The 19,047-nt window shown below is 63.3% G+C and carries 15 protein-coding genes and 1 pseudogene; 8 read left to right on the top strand and 8 right to left on the bottom strand.

Features of this window, described 5'->3' with window-relative positions:
- Nucleotides 1-168 precede the first annotated feature (168 nt).
- From hmpA to B2U07_RS20235, 3 genes are read left to right on the top strand one after another with little or no spacing between them, the layout of a single operon-like run.
- Complete coding sequence (gene hmpA, locus B2U07_RS20245) at nt 169-1,350, top strand: NO-inducible flavohemoprotein (protein ID WP_275546037.1); 1,182 nt, start codon at nt 169-171, stop codon at nt 1,348-1,350.
- 18 nt (nt 1,351-1,368) lie between these two features.
- Nucleotides 1,369-1,620: a transmembrane sensor/regulator PpyR gene (locus B2U07_RS20240; protein WP_275546038.1), complete on the top strand. Its 252-nt coding sequence runs from the start codon at nt 1,369-1,371 to the stop codon at nt 1,618-1,620.
- Entirely contained in the window at nt 1,607-2,782 is a 1,176-nt protein-coding gene (locus B2U07_RS20235; RefSeq protein ID WP_275546039.1) for an NnrS family protein, read from the top strand. The genes B2U07_RS20240 and B2U07_RS20235 overlap by 14 nt, the downstream gene beginning before the upstream one ends.
- A 99-nt stretch (nt 2,783-2,881) precedes the next feature.
- On the opposite strand, the gene rimI is transcribed toward B2U07_RS20235, so the two are convergent.
- The 3 genes from rimI to B2U07_RS20220 all read right to left on the bottom strand — a co-directional run bounded on the left by rimI (nt 2,882) and on the right by B2U07_RS20220 (nt 5,531).
- Complete coding sequence (gene rimI / locus B2U07_RS20230) at nt 2,882-3,334, bottom strand: ribosomal protein S18-alanine N-acetyltransferase (protein ID WP_041979584.1); 453 nt, start codon at nt 3,332-3,334, stop codon at nt 2,882-2,884.
- A gap of 32 nt (nt 3,335-3,366) precedes the next feature.
- Complete coding sequence (locus tag B2U07_RS20225) at nt 3,367-4,155, bottom strand: energy transducer TonB (protein ID WP_197858284.1); 789 nt, start codon at nt 4,153-4,155, stop codon at nt 3,367-3,369.
- 245 nt (nt 4,156-4,400) lie between these two features.
- Complete coding sequence (locus B2U07_RS20220; protein WP_275546040.1) at nt 4,401-5,531, bottom strand: lactonase family protein; 1,131 nt, start codon at nt 5,529-5,531, stop codon at nt 4,401-4,403.
- 176 nt (nt 5,532-5,707) lie between these two features.
- Here B2U07_RS20220 and B2U07_RS23190 point away from each other — a divergent pair.
- Nucleotides 5,708-6,478: pseudogene (locus tag B2U07_RS23190) on the top strand (MCP four helix bundle domain-containing protein); the annotation flags it as partial.
- Entirely contained in the window at nt 6,470-7,333 is an 864-nt protein-coding gene (locus B2U07_RS23185; protein WP_419096369.1) for a methyl-accepting chemotaxis protein, read from the top strand. The pseudogene B2U07_RS23190 and the gene B2U07_RS23185, both read left to right, overlap by 9 nt.
- A 65-nt stretch (nt 7,334-7,398) precedes the next feature.
- Here the strand turns inward: B2U07_RS23185 and B2U07_RS20210 are convergent, their stop codons facing one another.
- Both B2U07_RS20210 and B2U07_RS20205 read right to left on the bottom strand, forming a co-directional pair.
- Complete coding sequence (locus B2U07_RS20210) at nt 7,399-8,643, bottom strand: saccharopine dehydrogenase family protein (protein ID WP_296277649.1); 1,245 nt, start codon at nt 8,641-8,643, stop codon at nt 7,399-7,401.
- 133 nt (nt 8,644-8,776) lie between these two features.
- Entirely contained in the window at nt 8,777-9,874 is a 1,098-nt protein-coding gene (locus tag B2U07_RS20205) for a carboxynorspermidine decarboxylase (RefSeq protein WP_275546043.1), read from the bottom strand.
- A 348-nt stretch (nt 9,875-10,222) separates the two neighbouring features.
- Here B2U07_RS20205 and mksB point away from each other — a divergent pair, with 348 nt between their 5' ends.
- The 3 genes from mksB to mksF all read left to right on the top strand — a co-directional run bounded on the left by mksB (nt 10,223) and on the right by mksF (nt 15,228).
- Nucleotides 10,223-11,464 carry an Mks condensin complex protein MksB gene (gene mksB, locus B2U07_RS20200; protein WP_197858279.1) on the top strand — a complete coding sequence of 414 codons (1,242 nt, stop codon included), beginning with the start codon at nt 10,223-10,225 and terminating at the stop codon, nt 11,462-11,464.
- A 243-nt stretch (nt 11,465-11,707) separates the two neighbouring features.
- Nucleotides 11,708-12,400 carry an Mks condensin complex protein MksE gene (mksE, locus tag B2U07_RS20195; RefSeq protein ID WP_275546044.1) on the top strand — a complete coding sequence of 231 codons (693 nt, stop codon included), beginning with the start codon at nt 11,708-11,710 and terminating at the stop codon, nt 12,398-12,400.
- A complete protein-coding gene (mksF, locus tag B2U07_RS20190; RefSeq protein WP_275546045.1) occupies nt 12,397-15,228 on the top strand; it encodes an Mks condensin complex protein MksF in 2,832 nt (943 codons plus the stop codon). The genes mksE and mksF overlap by 4 nt, the downstream gene beginning before the upstream one ends.
- A 135-nt stretch (nt 15,229-15,363) precedes the next feature.
- Here the strand turns inward: mksF and B2U07_RS20185 are convergent, their stop codons facing one another.
- The 3 genes from B2U07_RS20185 to B2U07_RS20175 are packed head-to-tail and all read right to left on the bottom strand — an operon-like array spanning nt 15,364 to nt 18,923.
- A complete protein-coding gene (locus tag B2U07_RS20185; protein WP_275546046.1) occupies nt 15,364-17,667 on the bottom strand; it encodes a PqiB family protein in 2,304 nt (767 codons plus the stop codon).
- Complete coding sequence (locus B2U07_RS20180) at nt 17,660-18,277, bottom strand: paraquat-inducible protein A (RefSeq protein ID WP_275546047.1); 618 nt, start codon at nt 18,275-18,277, stop codon at nt 17,660-17,662. The genes B2U07_RS20185 and B2U07_RS20180 overlap by 8 nt, the downstream gene beginning before the upstream one ends.
- Nucleotides 18,264-18,923, bottom strand: coding sequence for a paraquat-inducible protein A (locus B2U07_RS20175; RefSeq protein WP_275546048.1), 660 nt, complete (start codon nt 18,921-18,923; stop codon nt 18,264-18,266). The genes B2U07_RS20180 and B2U07_RS20175 overlap by 14 nt, the downstream gene beginning before the upstream one ends.
- Nucleotides 18,924-19,047: the final 124 nt, after the last annotated feature.

Here is a 19,047-nt window from a genome sequence, read left to right as displayed (position 1 = left end):
CCCACACGCAAAGCGAGTCATTAATACTGCAAAACAAGCAAGCCATTGATATTTAAGGATTATTTATCTGGCACGATTTCTGATGGGTATTTATCGCTAACGCTAGCACGCCATAACTGGCCAGACGAGCCACACCGGCGTCTTTATTTGTCTTGCGGAGATACCCTAATGCTGACCAACACTCAACGTGACCTGATCAAAGCCACCGTGCCGCTGCTGGAAAGCGGCGGCGAAGCGCTGACGACCCATTTCTACCGGATGATGCTCAGCGAGTATCCCGAAGTACGTCCGCTGTTCAACCAGGCCCACCAGGCCAGCGGCGACCAGCCGCGCGCTCTGGCTAACGGCGTATTGATGTACGCGCGCCATATCGACCGCCTAGAGGCCCTGGGGCCGCTGGTACGCCAGGTGGTGAACAAGCACGTCGCTCTGCAGATTCTCCCCGAGCACTATCCCATCGTCGGCGGCTGCCTGCTGCGCGCGATCCGCGAGGTGCTGGGCGCCGAGATCGCCACCGATGCCGTGATCGATGCCTGGGCCGTGGCCTACCAGCAACTGGCCGACATTTTCATCGGCGCCGAAGAACAGCTTTACGAGGAAAACGCCACGGCGTCTGGCGGTTGGCGTGGCGCGCGGGCCTTCCGCGTGGCGCGTAAGGTCATCGAGAGCGCCGAGATCACCTCCTTCTATCTGGTCCCGGTCGATGGCGGCGCCCTGCTCGACTACCAGCCAGGCCAGTACATCGGCATGCGCCTGCTGCTGGACGGCGAAGAAGTACGCCGCAACTACTCGCTTTCGGCGCTGGCCAATGGCCGCGAGTACCGCATCAGCGTAAAGCGTGAAGCAGGCGGACGCGTTTCCAACCACCTGCATGACAATGTTCATGAAGGCGACGAACTGGATCTGTTCCCGCCAGCCGGCGATTTCACCCTGAGCGAGTCGGACAAGCCGCTGGCACTGATCACCGCCGGTGTCGGCATTACCCCGGCACTGGCCATGCTCGACGCGGCACGTCATTCGGGACGACCGATTCACTTTATCCACTGCGCGCGCAGTGCCGATGTTCACGCATTCCGTGACTGGGTCGATGCGCACGCCGCCGAGCATCCGCAGATCCGCCATTACGTTTGCTACAGCGAACCGCGCGAGGGTGACCAGGCCGACGCAGAGGGATTCCTCAGCCGCGAACTGCTGGAGCAGTGGCTGCCGTCCGAACGTGATCTGGACGCCTACTTCCTTGGCCCGAAACCCTTTATGGCTCAGGTCAAGCGTCACCTGCAGGCACTGGGCGTACCGGACGAGCAAAGCCGCTACGAATTCTTCGGTCCGGCTTCGGCGCTGGACAGCTGATCAACGAGGAGGTGAATCATGTATCCGCTCAATCTCCCACCCATGCAGATCCTGCATTTGTCCAGCCAGTTGCTTTGGGCCGGGCTCGTCCTGCTGCTCCTGGGCGTGCTGGCGGCCTATGGCCTGGAGAGGCACCTGAACGTACCGACGTTGGTGCTGGCACACAGCCTGACACTGATCGGTCCCAGCGTGCTGAAGATCGGCTACGTGCTGCGCCTGATCGCGCAGGAACGCCTGAAAGAGAGAGCAAGCGCTCATGCAATTGCTTGATCGTAAGCAGGCCCTGGCCATCGCGCCGCTCTGGCGCCTTGGCTTTCGGTCGTTCTTTCTCGCTGGCGCGCTGTTCGCCCTGTTTGCCGTCGCCCTCTGGGCGGCGGCGCTGCACGGGCTGACGAGCCCCGCGGTGCCCGGTGGCATGCTAGCCTGGCATCGCCACGAGATGCCCTTCGGTTTCGGCCTGGCGATCATCGCTGGCTTCCTGCTCACTGCTGTACAGACCTGGACCGGGAGTCCGGGTCTCAGCGGCCGCCCCCTGATCGCTCTGTTCGGACTGTGGTTGGCCGCGCGCCTGGTGTGGTTCTTCCCCGCGCCGCTGGCACTGCTGGCAGTTCTGCAACTGGCCTTTATCGGCCTGTTCATTGCGCAGATGGCGCGCCAGCTGATTGCCGCGCGGCAACGCAACAACTACCCAATCCTGCTGGTGCTGAGCCTGCTCGCGCTGTGCCAGTCCCTCAGCCTCGCCGGCCTGGTGCTGGGCGACGATGGCCTGCAGCGCCGTGGCGCGCTGGCCGCGCTATGGCTGATCGCCGTAATGCTGAGCCTGATCGGTGGTCGCGTGATCCCCTTTTTCACCCAGCGCGGCCTGGGCCGGATCGAGGCCTTCGCTGCCCATCCCTGGCAGGATCGTTTGCTGCTGGTTTGCGGTGTGCTGGTCGCCGCGCTGTTCGCCAGCGGGCATAACCTGCGGCCCAGTTCCTGGCTGGCCGTGCCCTTCATCGTGCTGAGCGTGCTGCACGGCCTGCGCCTGTGGCGCTGGCACCTGCGCGGCGTCTGGCGCGTACCGCTGCTGTGGTCCCTGCACCTGGCCTACGCCTGGCTGTTGCTCGCCACGCTCGGCATGGCTGCGTGGCACCTGGGCTGGCTGACGCAACCCAGCCTGGCCAACCACGCGCTGGCGGTGGGTGCAATGGGCGGGCTGATCCTGGCGATGATGGCGCGGGTCAGCCTCGGTCATACCGGCCGTGCATTGCAACCGCCGAAGGCAATGACCTGGGCCTTCGGCCTGCTCAATCTGGGCGCGCTGATTCGAGTCGCGGCGGGCAGCAGCTGGCTATGGCTGGCGGCGCTATGCTGGGCCGTGGCCTTCGCCCTGTTCGCCTGGTATTACGCGTCGATGCTGTGTCAGGCGCGAGTGGATGGGCATCCGGGGTGAAACGCCTGGTGCGATCAAACGGCCAGACCGTAGCCCGGATGCAATCCGGGGCGACGATCTCCCGGATTGCATCCGGGCTGCGTTTTTAAAGTAATGACATCAATCGACCAGCGTGCAGGCCATCACCAACGCGTCTTCACGCCCACCGACTGCCGGGTAGTAATCGCGGCGGCGCCCCACTTCGTTGAAACCGAAACGCTCGTATAAGCGGTAGGCGCTCTGGTTGCTGGCGCGCACTTCAAGAAAGCACTCACGCCCGCCTAGTTCGAAGGCCTCTTTCATCAGATGTTCGAGCAGGCGCAAGCCAAGGCCACGGCCCTGGCTTTCCGGCTTGATGGTGATATTGAGCAGGTGCGCTTCGTCGAGGATCAGGTTGATCACGCCATGACCGACCTGCTGATTGCCCTCGAACATCAGCCAGCAGTTATAGGACTTGAGGCTGTCGGTGAAGATGCCGCGCGTCCACGGATGGCTGAAGGCGGCGTATTCGATCTTCAGCACGGCATCGAGATCCGCCTCGGTCATCGGGCGGAAGGAAATCGCATCGCTCATCGGGCGTAACTCAGGCACAAAGACGGGTGTTCTCAGGATTGAGCAGGGGCTGACCAGCGCTGGCGGATTCTCCGCATGGCCTGCCACAGCTCGCGCTTGCGCGTTGGTTCTTCCATCAGCAGCTCCAGGCCCGGCAACGCCCAGCAGGCGCCAAGGCCCTCGATCTGCAGCTCACGGTTGTAGCTGTGCTCGTCACCCTCGCCAGCGAAGCGAATGGCCGGCAGGCCGACCAGCCACAGACAGGCGCTGGGCTGCTCTTCCAGGCGTGCAGCCACGAAGCTCTGCACGAACTCCAGCGCCGCCTCCGGTCCCTGACCCAGGTTACCGCGCACCAGCAGCGGCCAGCGCACCGGCTCGCCGAGCAGCTGCGGGCTGTCCGGCAGACCGGCGGCGCGCAACAGATCCTTGAGCAGGACGTAGGCTGGATCGCGGCTCTGGAACGGCTGACCGGTGGGCAGCTCCACCAGCAGGGCGCAATCACCGGCACGCAGCAACTGCAGGGCAAAACGTGGCGGCGGTGCACTGACCCGAGCCGGTTTTTCCTCGACAGGTTCCGGCTCCGCCACCGGTTCGACAGCCGTCTGGCGCGGCTGGGCGCCTGGGCGCGGAATCTCGATCTTCGGCCGCTCGGCCGGCGTCTCGCGTACCGGCTCGGCCACCGCTGCCACCGATTCACTGACGACATTCAGCGGCGCTTCGGCAGGCGGCGGCGCCAGCAATTCGGCACGCGACGGCGCGGCAAAGGGCAGCTCGGTACGCGGCAGCCAAGTGGCTACCTGCATGGCATCGAGGTAGGCGCGACGGCGCAGCTCGGCGTTCAAAGCAGAAGTATCCAGTGCAGTCATTTGATAGGTGGCGATTGTCGCGTGAATCGAGGGGCGCGGATAGTCCCTGAGCCTTCTGCTCGTTGAAGTGAAGGCGCCATGAAAACCTGCGCCAGCGTCAGCCGTGCAGGCACATTCGCCACCCCGTGCTGCCAGGGCATCAGCCTGGTGACAATCTGAGCCCACTCTGAAACGAAAAAGGATCGCCGTGGCGATCCTTTTTCGTCATGCACAAAGAGCGGTCAGGGTTTGGCTTGCAGGATCTCGATCCACAGCGCGCCATCGCCCGACCTGGCTTCGCCAACGCGCTTGAGCTGGCCCTGGTCGCCAATTGCGTAACTGCCGACCGTCTGGCTTTTTTCACCCGTCACCAGCAGCCATTTGCCATTGGGGAAGAAGGCGATGTTGCGCGGCTGCTTTTCCTCGACCGGGTAGTTGCCAATGAAGCTCAAGCTGCCGCTGTCAGGATCGACCCTGAAGGCCGACACCGAACTGGTGGTGCGTTCGGTGATGTAGAGCAAGGTGCCGTCCGGCGACAGGCGAATGTCGGCCGCCCAGATACGCGGGGTCGGATCATCCTTGAGATCGTTGTTGGCAGCACTGCGCGCTTCACCATGGGCCAGACCCAGGGACGCAGGGATGCCATTGGCTTCGCTCACCTGCTTCAATTCACCGCTACTCTCGTCGATGGCATAACCGCTGACCGTGCCGCTCAGCTCGCCCACCACATAGAGGAATTTGCCGTTGGGCGAGAACAGGAAATGGCGAGGCCCGGTATTGGCTGCGGTTCTGGCGTAGCCTTCGCCGATCGGCGTCAGTGCGCCGGTGGTCTTGTCCTGGCTGAACTGCAGCACCTTGTCGACCCCGAGATTGCCGGCGTAGACGAAACGATCACTCAGATCCGAGCGGATCGAGTGGGCGAAGGGGCCGGTCTTGTAGACGGCGATCTTATCCGCTACCTGGCCGTCCGTGCCGATGGCCTGCACGCTGAGCAAGGCACCGCCATAGGAGGCCGCCATCAGGAAACGTCCGCTGCGGTCCGTGGACAGGTAGGCCATGCTGTCGGCCAGCGGCGCCTGGCCGATTTCCTCCAGATGCCCGGTCTTGGCGTCTATGCGGTAACTGAGCACGGTGAAGGGCGCGACGCGCTGCGCAGCAAACAACAGGGTGCCGTCAGGGGACAGGGCCATGGGGTTCACCTTGTCGCCAGCCTGGATCTGTTCGACCAGTTCGATGGCGCCGGTGGCGTCATTCAGGCGGTACTGCGAGATCAGCCCGTCGTTAGGGCTCGAGATGTAGGCGAAGGTGGCAGCGTGTGCGGACATCACCAGGGTCGAAGCGAGGGTGGCGGCGAATACGAGGGGTCTGATCATGATGGCGGCCTTGCTATTGTGATTGTTGTGGTCAGTCATCGTACGACTATGTAACTATTCATTGCAATGACTCATAACCGCCGAAAACTCCGCATCCAGCGGTTCAAGCCGGCACCTCGCCAGCCGATATCCCATAACGAAAACAATTCTGCCTGCCCGCCCCCAGTGAGGCTTACATGCTGCTACGCAACTGGAACATCGCTCCTCGCGCTGCCTTTGGTTTTGCCCTGATCGCCCTGATGGTGGCCTTTCTCGGCGTGTTCTCGCTCGCCACCATGTCGAATATCCGCGAGCGGGCCACCAACATCGAAACCGACTGGGTGCCGAGCATCCGCGCCGTCGACTCCATTCGCGAGAACATGCTGCGCATCCGCACCATTTCCCTGCGCGTGGCGCTGGACCCCGACCCGAACAACGTCGACACCTACCTGAGCCAATACGAGGCGCGCAACAAGGTGCTCGAACAGAACATCCGCGACTTCGAGCCCTTCATCGATACGCCGGAAGAGCAGCGCATCTACGACCAATTCCGCCGCGACTTCGCGGCCTACCAGCGCGGTATGGCCGACTCCTTCGTGCTGGCCCGCAGCAGTAACAGCGAAGCACTCAACAAGCTGCTGCTGGTGGATATGAAGCCGGTGGTCGACGGCACCGGCGCTCAGCTCGCCGAACTCGGCGAGATCTACAGCAAGGGCATTGCCCTGGAAGGCCAGGTGTCGGCGGACGAGTACGCCCGCTCACAGTTGATCGTCATTGCCGTGATCGCTCTCGCTGCGCTGGTCACCGTACTACTGGCCTGGCTGCTGACCCGTAGCATCGTCGGCCCGCTCAAAGGTGCCGTGGAAGCGGCCCAGCATGTCGCCGCCGGCGACCTGACCCAGCGCATCCAGGTTGCCGGGCGCGACGAGGTCAGCCAGTTGCAGACCGCCCTGGCGCAGATGCAGCAGCGCCTGCGCGACACCCTGGCGGAAATCAGCGGCTCCTCGACTCAACTGGCGGCGGCGGCCGAAGAGCTCAATGCGGTGACCGAAGAAGCAGGCCGCGGCATCCAGCGGCAGAACGACGAGATCGAACAGGCCGCCACTGCCGTCAACGAGATGAGCGCGGCGGTGGACGAAGTGGCGCGCAACGCGGTGTCCACTTCGGAGGCCTCGAAGACGTCCAACCAGTCGGCGCAGTCGGGCCAGGCGCGCGTCGCGGAAACCATCGCGGCCATCAGCGACCTGTCCGGAGAGGTGGAAAGCACCTCGTCGCTGGTACAGCGCGTCGCCGAGCAGTCGCAGGAAATCGGCAAGGTACTCGACGTGATCCGCGCGATCGCCGAACAGACCAACCTGCTGGCGCTCAATGCCGCCATCGAGGCAGCGCGCGCCGGCGAATCCGGCCGAGGTTTCGCCGTAGTGGCCGATGAAGTACGCGCCCTCGCCCACCGCACGCAGAACTCCACCCAGGAGATCGAGCAGATGGTCTCCAGCATGCGCACCGGTGCCAGCCAGGCGCTGACCTCGATGCAGTCGAGCAACGATCGCGCACGTGCCACTCGCGAACTGGCACAGAGCGCCGGCAGCGCGCTGGACGAAATCACCGTGGGCATCAGCGAGATGTACGAGCGCAACCTGGTGATCGCCAGCGCGGCGGAGCAGCAGGCTCAGGTGGCCCGCGAGGTGGACCGCAATCTGGTGAACATCCGCGACCTGTCGCTGCAATCGGCCACCGGCGCGCACCAGACCAGCGCCTCCAGCCACGAACTGTCGCGCCTGGCCGCCGACCTCAACCAGTTGGTGGGCCGCTTCAGGGTCTGACGCTAGCGTCGCCATAACGAAAAAAGGATCGCCGAGGCGATCCTTTTTTCATGCTGCGGGCTGTATCAGGCTGGCTGATTCCACGGACGGTCGCCGTGCTCATCCTTGATGCGCGTCGGCAGGCCCATCACGTCCAGCAGCTCCAGGAACGGCTCGGCCGGCAGCTGTTCGACGTTGACCATGCGCTTGGCATCCCACTCGCCACGCGCGACCAGCAGCGCTGCGGCGACTGGCGGTACGCCGGCGGTGTAGGAGATACCCTGGCTGTCGGTCTCGGCGAAGGCTTCTTCGTGGTCGGCCACGTTGTAGATGAACAGCTCACGCGGCTGGCCATCCTTGGTGCCCTTGACCAGGTCGCCGATGCAGGTCTTGCCGGTGTAGCCCGGCGCCAGCGAGGCGGGGTCGGGCAGCACGGCCTTGACCACTTTCAGCGGCACCACTTCAAGGCCTTCGGCGGTCTTGACCGGTTGTTCGGAGAGCAGGCCGAGGTTCTTCAGCACGGTGAACACGTTGATGTAGTGATCGCCGAAGCTCATCCAGAAACGGACGTTCGGCACGTCGAGGTGCTTGGACAGCGAGTGCACCTCGTCATGGCCGGTCAGGTACAGGTTCTGTTCGCCCACCACCGGCAGATCGTCGGTGCGTTTGACTTCGAACATGCTGTTGCTCACCCACTGACTGTTCTGCCAGCTGTAGACCGTGCCGGTGAATTCGCGGAAATTGATTTCCGGGTCGAAATTGGTGGCGAAGTACTTGCCGTGCGAACCGGCGTTGACGTCGAGGATGTCGATCGACTCGATCTTGTCGAAGTACTGTTGTTGCGCCAGAGCGGCATAGGAGTTGACCACGCCCGGGTCAAAGCCGACACCGAGGATGGCGGTCACGCCCTTGTCCTGGCATTCGGCCAGGTGCTTCCACTCGTAGTTGCCATACCACGGCGGGGTTTCACAGATTTTGCTCGGATCTTCGTGGATGGCGGTGTCCAGATAGGCGACGCCGGTGTCGATACAGGCGCGCAGCACGGGCATGTTGAGAAACGCCGAACCGACGTTGATGACGATCTGCGATTCGGTCTCGCGGATTAGTGCCTTGGTCGCTTCCACGTCCAGAGCGTTCAGCGCATAGGCCTTGATCTCGCCGGGCTGCTTGAGGCCGCCCTTTGCCTGCACGCTGTCGATGATGGCCTGGCATTTGGAGATGTTGCGCGACGCAATTGCAATGCGACCTAACTCGTCATTGTGTTGCGCGCACTTATGGGCCACCACCTTGGCAACACCTCCTGCTCCAATGATCAGAACGTTCTTCTTCAATTGTTTCACCTCCTGGGTACTGCGTTTTGGACAATGATTACGTTGGAAATCGTAGGGTGGACGACGCTTCATCCGTCCACCGAACACCTGCGCCATGGTGGATGGGAAAAGCGTCATCCACCCTACGACAAGATCACGACAGACTGGACAGGTAGTCGTCGAACTCGAACTTTCGGGCCACCTCGAGGCTGCCGTCGAGCTGCTTGACCACGATGGACGGCATTTTCAGGCCGTTGAACCAGTTCTTCTTGACCATGGTGTAACCGGCCGCGTCGATGAACGACAGGCGATCGCCGATTTGCAGCGGCTTGTCGAACTGGTACTCGCCGAAGATATCCCCGGCCAGGCAGCTCTTGCCGCAGACCATGTAGGTATGTTCGCCATCGTTGGGCGCCATCTTGGCGTTGAGGCGGTAGATCAGCAGGTCGAGCATGTGCGCTTCGATCGAGCTGTCGACCACCGCCAGGTGCTTGCCGTTGTACAGGGTGTCGAGCACGGTGACTTCCAGCGAGGCGCTCAGGGTGATCGCCGCCTCGCCCGGTTCCAGATACACCTGCACGCCGTACTTCTCGGAGAAGGCTTTAAGGCGCGCGCAGAAGGCGTCGATCGGATAGCCCTCGCCGGTGAAGTGGATGCCGCCGCCGAGGCTGACCCACTCGACCTGGGCGATCAGGTGACCGAAGCGCTCTTCGATGGTGGTGAGCATCTTGTCGAACAGCTCGAAGCTGCCGTTCTCGCAGTTGTTGTGGAACATGAAGCCGGAAATCTGCCCCATGACCTGCTCGATCTTGGCTGGGTCCCATTCGCCCAGGCGGCTGAACGGACGCGCCGGGTCGGCCAGCAGGTAGTCGGAGCTGCTCACCTGCGGGTTGACGCGCAGGCCGCGGATGGTGCCCTGGGTACGCTCGGCGAAGCGTTCGAGCTGGCCAATGGAGTTGAAGATGATCTTGTCGCAGTTGGCGACCATCTCTTCAATCTCGTCGTCGGCCCAGGCCACGCTGTAGGCGTGGGTTTCGCCCGCAAACTTCTGCCGGCCCAGCTTCAACTCATAGAGGGACGATGAGGTCGTGCCGTCCATATATTGCTGCATCAGGTCGAACACCGACCAGGTGGCGAAGCATTTCAGCGCCAGCAGCGCCTTGGCACCGGAGTTCTCGCGCACGTAGGCGATCTTCTCCAGGTTGACCAGAAGCTTCTGTTTGTCGATGAGGTAGTACGGCGTCTGGATCATCTCGTCGCCCCAGCAAGGTCGGCCAATGGAGGGCTTTCAGCCCCCGGAAAAAAGTGGACGCGAATTGTGCCGATAACTGACGCATATCGAAAGGGCACCAAGGGCATTTCATCCCCGGACCGATCACTGGCGAACTCTGCCCGCTGGGCTCACCCTTCACTGATCGGCCTGTCGCCGAGCTTGCCCAGTACGCATGACGCCCCCATGACAGCTCGGTTACGCCTGCGCAGCACGTAACATACGGCAACAACCTGTCGCTCGCCGGCCTCTGATCGACAGACACTCAAAACAGGCCCCTTCCTTGCAGTACAATCACTCCTTTTCACTTGCCTGGAACCCGGCGCCTCGATGATCGATCCCAAGCGCGTTTTGCGCGCCCTCGCCGAACACTGGACGTTGCTCGAACCGCTCTGCGAGCGCTTCGACGCCGGCACCCTGAGCCTGGTCGAGCTGCGCAGCCAGCTCGCCACGCAGTTGCCCGACGCCACGCCCAGCGACACCACTGCCCTGCTCGACACCTGGATCCGCCTGGACATCCTGGTGCCGGTGGCCAAGAGCCCTAATCGTTTCGAGCTCAACGCGCAGATCCACGACTTCCTGGCCTACCTGCGCCGCGAGCACCGCCTCGGCCTGTGCCTGGAGATCGAAGCCTACCTGCGCCATCTGGAGCGCCTGGCCGGCTATATCCAGGACGCCTTCGAGGTGCGCGACGCCAACGACCTGGCACGCCAGCTGCGCCTGCTCGATATGCGCGTGCGCGACGTGCTGAAGAAACTGGCCAACGACGAACAGGCGCTGGTTGGCGTGGCCGACCGCGCGAAGACCAGCGATCGGCAAATCCCCCTGCGCCAGCGCTACGCCGAGGTGTTGGCCACCTGGGACGAGTACGTCGAGCCGATGATCCAGCTGGTCGCCGCCGATGGCGCCTTCGAGCAGGGCGTGCGCCGCGTCGAACAGGTGCTGCTGCGCCTGCTCGGTGACCAGCAGCGCCTCGGCCAACTGGTCGACGACGACCTGCTGCTGCGCACCCATGCGCGCATCCTGGAAATGCAGACCACCGCCCAGCTGACCCTGCGCAAGGCCCGCGAGCTGCTGCTGCCGCTACGCGAGGAAGCGCGCCGGCACAACGCCGTGACCCGCGGCGCCGCGCTGGCGCTGTCGGTGATCCGCAAGAAGGGCATCGACGCCGTGCCGCAGGCGGCCATGCCGCTGTTCACCCGGCCGCAAAGCAACTTCCTCGGTTCGGCCAGCCAGGTCGAGGCCTACGTCTACGCCCTGGCGCGCTTCGAAGCCAAGCCGGCGCATTTCCCCAAGGCCAGCGGCAGCCGCAAGGGCGGCGCGCCCAAGGCGCCGAAAACCGCGCGGGAAATGATCGAGCGCTGCGAGCAGGCCCTACCGCTGCCGGATCTGATGACCTGGCTGCTGGAGCAGGAACCGGAAGGCGCCACAGACGAATTGCTTTACTGGTTCTCGCGACTGTCACGCGAAGGCCGCTTCCAGCGCGACCGTCTGGAACGCCAGACCTATCTGACCCGCGAGCACGAAATCAGCATCAGCTCCTACGCCCTGGTGGGCCGCCCCCATGCTTGAACGCGACGCAGGGCGGACAACGCCCTTTTTGTCCGCCTTGGCGATTGCCAGGCAGCAGGACTCGCCAGTGCATGACCATCACGTAGGGTGGGCAACGCTTTCCTTGTCCACCTCGTCGATCACCGGGCGGTGGACGGATGAAGCGTCGTCCACCCTACTCCTGCCCACCATCGGCCATTTCGACCTATCAGGTGGAGCGCGCTCAACCGCACTCGACCCAACGCTTGCCCGTGAGCACCGTCTATGAATATCGACCTGAAAGAAATGACCCAGCTCGCGGCCGCCTTCCGCGACCTGTTCAAGGGCTACCACATCTCGCGCAGCGAGCCGGAGTGCTACGCCCAGCTGTCCAGCATGCAGGACCAATACCGCGCGCTGTTCCGCGCCCTCGGCTTCGAGCTGGTTTGCGACCCGCGTGGCTTCTATTACTTCGTGCCCGAGCAGGTGGCGCCGCAGGTGAACAAGACTGCACAGCGCCTGGCGCTGTTCACCTTCATTCTGGTCGAGCACCTGGCCGACCAGGGCCGCGACCCGCTCTCTGTACTCGACGGCGGCAGCATCGGCCGTGACGAGCTGCCAGCGCTGCTGGAAAAGTACCGCGACCTGTTCCTGCAGGCCGAGGTCACCACCTTCGAGGAGCTGGAAGACAAGATCATCCGCCGTCTCGTGCAGCTTGGTTTCGCCGAGGACAGCAACGGCGTGTACCGCTTCCTGCCGCCGATGCACCGCTTCCTCGACGTCTGCCTGTCGGTGCAGCACGACCGCGACCTGGCTGCCAGCCTGCACAGCAGCGACCTGCCGCTGCCGGCACCGGTGCTGCTGGACGATGACGGCGATGTCGACACGGCAGTTGCCATCGACACCGACGAATCCGAGGAAGACGCCCTGGCCCGCGCCATGGCAGAAGAACGCGCCGCACAGGAGATGGACGCATGAGCCAGGAACGCTACGGCATTCGCCGCTTCGCCCTGCTGAACACCGCCGGCTACAGCCTCGGCCTGTTCCCGCTGGAAAACCCGCTGTCGGTCTACGGCGCCAACAACCTGGGTAAATCCGCCTCGATCAACGCCCTGCAGTTCCCGATCCTGGCGCGCATGTCGGACATGAGCTTCGGCAAGTACAGCCTGGAAGCCTCGCGCAAGTTCTACTTCGCCTCTGATACCAGCTACATCCTCGTCGAAGTCGCCCTGCCCCACGGCCCGCATGTGATCGGCGTGGCTGGTCGCGGCCCGGGTGGCGGCTTCAGCCACCAGTTCTTCGCCTACGCCGGCGAGCTGGATCTGGAACACTACCAGCAGAACGGCACCTGCCTGCGTCAGCGCGAACTGTTCAAGAACCTCGGCCAGGCTGGCATCACCGCCTACGAACTGAAGCCCGACGAACTGCGCCGCCTGCTGGTCGGCGGCCACACCAGCATCCCGCTGGACCTGACCCTGATCCCGCTGCGCTCGACCAGCGAGCAGAGCCTGAAGACCTTCCGCGCGCTGTTCATCAACCTGCTGCACATGCGCGAAATCACTGCGGCCAAGCTCAAGCAGCTGTTCCTCGATGCCTTCGAGCACAGCCTGCGCTCGGGCAGCGTCGACTACATCGCCGCCACCGAGGAAGCCTTCCGCGACGTGCGCCGCATGGAGCAGGACTACCAGGCTCTGGTGACCGCCGGCCCCTTGATCGAAGCACTGGCCTCGGGCGTGGCTCAGCGCGAAGTGCTGCGCGGCAAGCTGCACCGCCTCTCGCCGCTGCTCGATAACCTGCTGGGCACTTGGCACGACTACGCCGATGCGCGCAAGGAAGAGCTGGTCATTCAGGCTGAGCACTATCGAAACGAGCAGGACGGCTTGCAGAACGAGCAGCGCGGCGGCACGGCCGAGCTGATGCGCCTGGAGCGCGAGATCAGCGAAATCCAGCGCTGGCTGGGCGAGCTTGCGGTGCTGAAGAACCGCTTTGCCCTGGTGGAGAATGCCAAGGTACTGGAAGAGCAACTGCTCGCCGCCAAGGACGCCCACGACGAACTGGCCGGTGCCCTGGCGCAGTCCCGTCAGTTCTCCAGCGAAGACCTCGACGAGCGCCTGCGCGACCTGGAAAAACGTCTCAAGTCGGTCAAGCAGCAGCTCGACCACGCCGACAACAACAGCTACTCGCGCCTACGCGAGGAGTTTTCCCAGGCTGACGTCGACCGTCTGATGCGCCTGTTCAACGGCCAGCTGTTCAGCCTGCCGCTGGGTGAGAAAGGCATCCAGGCCGAGGGCGACGACTGGGTCAAGGCCGTCGAGGCGGTGCTGGATCGCTTCAAGGGCGATACCTTCGCCGTGCCGGGCCTGTCCATCGACCTCAGCCATATCGAGCCCCCGGCGCTGCAGGCACTGGCCGACCGTGCCGCCCTGCGCGACCAGAAGGATCGCCTGGAGCGCGAGCTCAAGCAGCTCAAGACCCAGCAGTCGGTGGCTGCCGACCGCGCCGCCAGCAAGGCCCAGGCCGAAACGCTGTACCAGGCCGTACTGGATGCGCAGAAGGCCCTGGAAGACTTCCGCAAGAGCCAGACCCTGGCTGCCGAGGAGCCGCAGAAACTGGAGCGTCTGGCCGAACTGGAAGGCGCCCAGGACGAGCTCAAGCGCGCCAGCGATGCCTTCGCCGAGCGCGTGCAGCAACTGTCCGCCAAGCTGCAACTGATCAGCCGCCAGATCGGTGATCTGGAGTCCAAGGAACGCACCCTGGAAGACGCCCTGCGTCGTCGCCAGTTGCTGCCGGCCGACCTGCCCTTCGGCACGCCGTTCATGGAGCCGGTGGACGACTCGCTGGACAACCTGCTTCCGCTGCTCAACGACTACCAGGACACCTGGCAGGCGCTGCAACGTGTCGACGGCCAGATCGAAGCACTCTACGCCCAGGTACGCCTGAAGGGCGTCGCCAAGTTCGACAGCGAGGACGATGTCGAGCGCCGCCTGCAACTGCTGGTCAACGCCTACGCCCACCGCCAGGACGAAGCCCTCACTCTAGCGAAGGCCAGACGTGCGGCAGTCACCGATATCGCCCGCACCCTGCGCAACATCCGCAGCGACTACGACAACCTGGAGCACCAGCTGGCGCTGTTCAACCGTGAGATCAACAAGCGCCAGGTTTCCAACCTGCAGAGCTTCCGCATCGTCTTGGCGCCGAACAAGGAAGCCCTGCGCCATATCGACCAGATCATCCACAGCGCCGGCCAGTACGAGGAAGGCGAAACCCTGTCGGTGTTCGACCTGTCGCAATCGGCCGAGCAGGACGCCAAGAACGAGGAGGCCAAGGACTACCTGTCGCGCCTGGTGGCCGCCAACGGCAACCAGCTGGGCCTGAAGGACCTGTTCGAGCTGGCCTTCGAGATCACCAAGGTGCATGGCCAGCCGGTGATCCACACGGACATCGATGGCGCCGCCTCCAACGGCACCACGATGACCATCAAGGCGCTGACCAACATGTACCTGCTGCTGCATCTGATGGATCGCGAGCAGGCCGGGCGCGTGCGTCTGCCTTACTACCTCGACGAGGCGGCGGACATCGACGAACGCAACCAGCAGGCCCTGATCGAGACCAGCCTGCAGCTTGGCTTCGTGCCGATCCTGGCCTCGGTCAAGCCACAGGTCTCGGCTCACGTGGCCATCGATCTGGAGGGTGGCAGCGGCCCCAACGGCATCTATATCGACGAGGCGGACTGGAAATTCATCAAGCCGCGCGAAAGTGCCAAGGCGCAGGAGCCTGCGCAGGAGGAAGCTGCCGAGCCGGCCTGACCCCATCGCGGCTGAAGCCGCTCCTACAGACAGCCTTGTGTAGGAGCGGCTGGGCGGCATTCCGCTTCAGCCGCGAGCTTTAATAGACTGAAAATGAAAGGGCCGCTCATTGCGGCCCTTTCATCTATGGTCTGCTCACTTCTCCAGCACAATCTTCGGTGCCCAATCCAGCCAGCCTTCAGCCGGCTCTTCGAACAGCGCGAAGGTCTGCCCCGGCAACGCCGGCCCGCCCATTTCCGGATTGTTCGGCGTGGCAAAGGCAATGCCGCCCTCGAGCAATGCCTCCAGTGACTCGGTTCTCACCTTCACGCCCTTGAACAGCCCGGCATCCACACCAATACCGCTGGCGTTCCAGAAACGGCTGCCCGAACGCACCAGCGGCGCGTAGCGCGGCTCGATCAGCGCATGGATCAATACACGATCCGAGGTCGGCCCCAGTTCGAAATCCACCACCTTGCCCACCGGCACCTCGCGGTAACTGACGATCACCCCCGGCTTGATCGAACCGCGCCGCGGCGCACTTAGCACCAGTCGTAAACCTTCTTCGCGCACAGCCTGATTCGGGGCGCTGGCCAACGCGGTGAATTCGCTACGGCGTGCCCCCTTCAGGCCAGCAGGTTGCACCTCCAGATACTGACCGCTGACCAGAGTGCCGAGATTCGCGGCGCGGGTCAGACTCAACTCCGGCTTCACCACCCAGAACTGCGTACCCTCACGGGCGATCTGCTCGGCGGCCTGAGTAATACGCACATTCAGGATCACCGCCTGCAGATCATCGGTCAGGCTCAGGTTCTCCACCTTGCCGACCTCCAGGCCCTTGTAGCGTACGAGCGTACCTGGCTGCAGACCGTCGCCGTCACTGACGCGAATACTGATCTGCTGCCCCAGCTGCAAGGCGCTTTCACGATCCGCGTGCAGCGCAAAGCGCTGCACCTGGCGGTTCGACCTGCTGGCCTGTAGATCCGGTGTCTCGAAGGCAATACCGCCGGCCAGTAAGGTCTGCAGCGACTCGCTCTTGACCTCGACACCCGACAGCCCGCCCTTGAGGGTAATACCGCTGGCGTTCCAGAAGCGCGTGGAGGTGTTCACCAGGTGCGTGTACTCCGGCTCGATATGCACACCGAGCACCACTTGGCGGTCATCACGCGACAACTGGAAGCTCTGTACCGAGCCCACCCGCACCTGCTTGTAGAGTACCGGGCTGCCCACTTCCATCGAGCCCAAGGTGTCGCTGAACAGCACCAGGTGCAGTCCGGGCGCACCCAGATCGAGTGGCGGCGCCTTGGCCCTGGCCTCGAAGGAGCGGGCCGCCGGTTTGCCGCTTTCACCCGGACGCATGGCGATGTAGTTGCCCTTGACCAGCGCCTCCAGGCCGGTAATGCCGGCCAACGAAATGGAAGGACGGACGACCCAGAAATCGGTGCCCTCGACCAGGTAATCTTCGACACGCGGATCGAGCATCAGCTCGACCTGTGCGCCGCTCAGATCGGTATCGACCTTGAAGGTTTTCATCTGCCCGACCTGGATGCCTTTGTACATCACCGGCGTGCGACCGGCCTCCAGCCCCTCGAAATCCTGCAGCTTCAGCGCGACCCTGATGCCGGCTTGGGCCGCGTCGTAGTCCTCGTAGAGGCGGAAGGGAATGCTGGGGTCGGTAGGTGGGCTGTCGGCCCGGTGTTCGGGCGTGGAGAAGGCGATACCGCCGGCCACGATGCTGGCCAGTGACTCGGTGCGCACCGTGACGCCCGAGAGGCCGGCGTCGATGGAGATCCCGCTGGCGTTCCAGAAACGCGTGTGCTTGCGTACCAGGTTGGCGTACTGCGGCTGGATGAACAGTTTCACCTCGACCGTGCTCTGGTCTTCGCCGAGCTTGTAGCTCTTCACCCGGCCGACCTGAATCTGCTTGTAGAACACTGGGCTGTCCTTGCTCAGCGAGCCCAGTCGTTCGGCCTTGAGGGTCAGGTGCAGGCCTGGCTCGCTGTCGGACATCGGCGGCGCGTCGGCAAGCGCCGTGAAGCTGCGCGCCAGATCGCCCTGGCCGGGGCTGACGGCGATGTAGTTGCCCGAGACCAGGGTCTCCAACCCGGTAATGCCGGCCAGGCTGACGCTGGGCTTGACCAGCCAGAAGCGCGTCTCGCTGCCCAGATTCTTTTCCATGTCCTGGTTCATTTCCACGGTCGCGATCACACCACGGCTGTTTTCACCTCGATCCAGCGCCAAGGCCACGACCTTGCCCACCGACATGCCCTTGTAGATCACCTCGGTCTTGCCGGCCTGGATGCCTTCACCGGTCAGGAACACCACCTCGATTTCGACACCGGCATCGCTGTACGCACGCCAGGCCAGCCAACCGCCGATCAGCAGGGCAATAAGCGGCAGCACCCAGATGGCCGACCAGTTCGAAGCGGGACGCGTCTTGGCCAGAGGAAGGTCAGTCATGGTCGATTTCCGTGTTGTCCCAGATGAGACGAGGGTCGAAAGTCAGTGCCGCCAGCATGGTCAGGATCACCACACAGGCAAAGGCAGCGGCGCCGGCTCCGGCTTCGATGCTGGCCAGGCTGCCGAAATTTACCAACGCCACCAGAATTGCGATGACGAAGATGTCGAGCATCGACCAGCGGCCGATCCACTCGATGAAGCGATACATGAGAATGCGCTGGCGAGCGGACATCGGCTGATGCCGCTGCACCGAGTACAACAATAGAGCGATACCCACCAACTTGAACGTGGGCACCAGAATGCTGGCGATGAACACCACAGCCGCAATCGGCAGCATGCCCAGGTGAACGAGCTCCAGCACACCGCCCATGATGGTCGCTGGCGCGCCTCTGCCCAAACTGTTGACCGTCATGATCGGCAGCAGGTTGGCCGGGACATAGAGAATCGCCGACGTCAGCAACAAGGCCCAGGTACTCGCCAGGCTATTGGGTCGACGTGCGTGTAGCTGTCCGCCGCAGCGACTGCAGTACTGGTGCCTGACATCCTTTTCGATCGGGTTGAGTTGGTGGCACTCATGGCACACCTGCAGCCCGGCATCAATCGCCCGCATGGATATCCTCCCCGGACAACGCTTCCCAGATCTGATGCGGCGACATGGTCACTTCAAGCCACACCTGCACCAGCAGTAATGCGATGAAACAGAACAACCCCAGGCCCAGGCTCAGGTCAGCCAGGTCCATCAACTTCACCATCGCCACCAGAATGCCCATCAGATAGACCTCGAGCATCCCCCACTCGCGCATATGATGATAGATCCGATAGAGCAACAGACCGTAGCTGCGACCGAAGTCGAAACGAATGCTCAGCAACACCAGAAACTGGCAGAGCAGCTTGAGCAGCGGAACCGCCATGCTGCTGAGGAAAACCACCACGGCAATGCCCTGCATGCCGCTCTCGTAGAGACCAAGTACGCCACTCCACACGGTATCCTGCGTAGTCTGGCCCAGCAGATTGAGCTGCATGATCGGCAGAAAGTTGGCCGGGACGTACAACAGCAAAGCGGTCAGCACCAATGCCATGCTACGCCGCACCACATGATGCCGGTGGCTGAACAGCTCGTAGCCACAGCGCGGGCATTCGGCGCTTTCCCCGTCCTGCAACAACGGCTTGCGCATCAGCAGATCGCACTCGTGACAGGCGACCAGTTGCTCGAGCGGCAAGGATGACAAGGAAGGTTCGGGCGGCGAGTCAGACATGAAAGTCCCCTGCAGAATTCGCGCATTCTACCCGAGCGGCGCCAAAGGCCGACATGCTCTCTCGTTAGATGCGCAGCCGCTCTTCCAAACTTTTCTGCCGCACAAAGAAGAAACCCCAGACCGC

It is taken from the genome of Pseudomonas sp. UBA7530, from assembly GCF_002479365.1.
Lineage (GTDB): Bacteria > Pseudomonadota > Gammaproteobacteria > Pseudomonadales > Pseudomonadaceae > Aquipseudomonas.
Note: the sequence above shows the minus strand (reverse complement) of the source record. Positions and strands in the feature narration are given on the sequence as shown.

Bases quoted from the DNA above. Each gene is read 5' to 3' on its own strand.
- hmpA (WP_275546037.1), top strand. From the start codon at position 169: ATGCTGACCAACACTCAACGTGACCTGATCAAAGCCACCGTGCCGCTG.
- B2U07_RS20240 (WP_275546038.1), top strand. From the start codon at position 1,369: ATGTATCCGCTCAATCTCCCACCCATGCAGATCCTGCATTTGTCCAGC.
- B2U07_RS20235 (WP_275546039.1), top strand. From the start codon at position 1,607: ATGCAATTGCTTGATCGTAAGCAGGCCCTGGCCATCGCGCCGCTCTGG.
- rimI (WP_041979584.1), bottom strand. From the start codon at position 3,334: ATGAGCGATGCGATTTCCTTCCGCCCGATGACCGAGGCGGATCTCGAT.
- B2U07_RS20220 (WP_275546040.1), bottom strand. From the start codon at position 5,531: ATGATCAGACCCCTCGTATTCGCCGCCACCCTCGCTTCGACCCTGGTG.
- B2U07_RS23185 (WP_419096369.1), top strand. From the start codon at position 6,470: ATGCAGCAGCGCCTGCGCGACACCCTGGCGGAAATCAGCGGCTCCTCG.
- B2U07_RS20205 (WP_275546043.1), bottom strand. From the start codon at position 9,874: ATGATCCAGACGCCGTACTACCTCATCGACAAACAGAAGCTTCTGGTC.
- mksB (WP_197858279.1), top strand. From the start codon at position 10,223: ATGATCGATCCCAAGCGCGTTTTGCGCGCCCTCGCCGAACACTGGACG.
- mksE (WP_275546044.1), top strand. From the start codon at position 11,708: ATGAATATCGACCTGAAAGAAATGACCCAGCTCGCGGCCGCCTTCCGC.
- mksF (WP_275546045.1), top strand. From the start codon at position 12,397: ATGAGCCAGGAACGCTACGGCATTCGCCGCTTCGCCCTGCTGAACACC.
- B2U07_RS20185 (WP_275546046.1), bottom strand. From the start codon at position 17,667: ATGACTGACCTTCCTCTGGCCAAGACGCGTCCCGCTTCGAACTGGTCG.
- B2U07_RS20180 (WP_275546047.1), bottom strand. From the start codon at position 18,277: ATGCGGGCGATTGATGCCGGGCTGCAGGTGTGCCATGAGTGCCACCAA.
- B2U07_RS20175 (WP_275546048.1), bottom strand. From the start codon at position 18,923: ATGTCTGACTCGCCGCCCGAACCTTCCTTGTCATCCTTGCCGCTCGAG.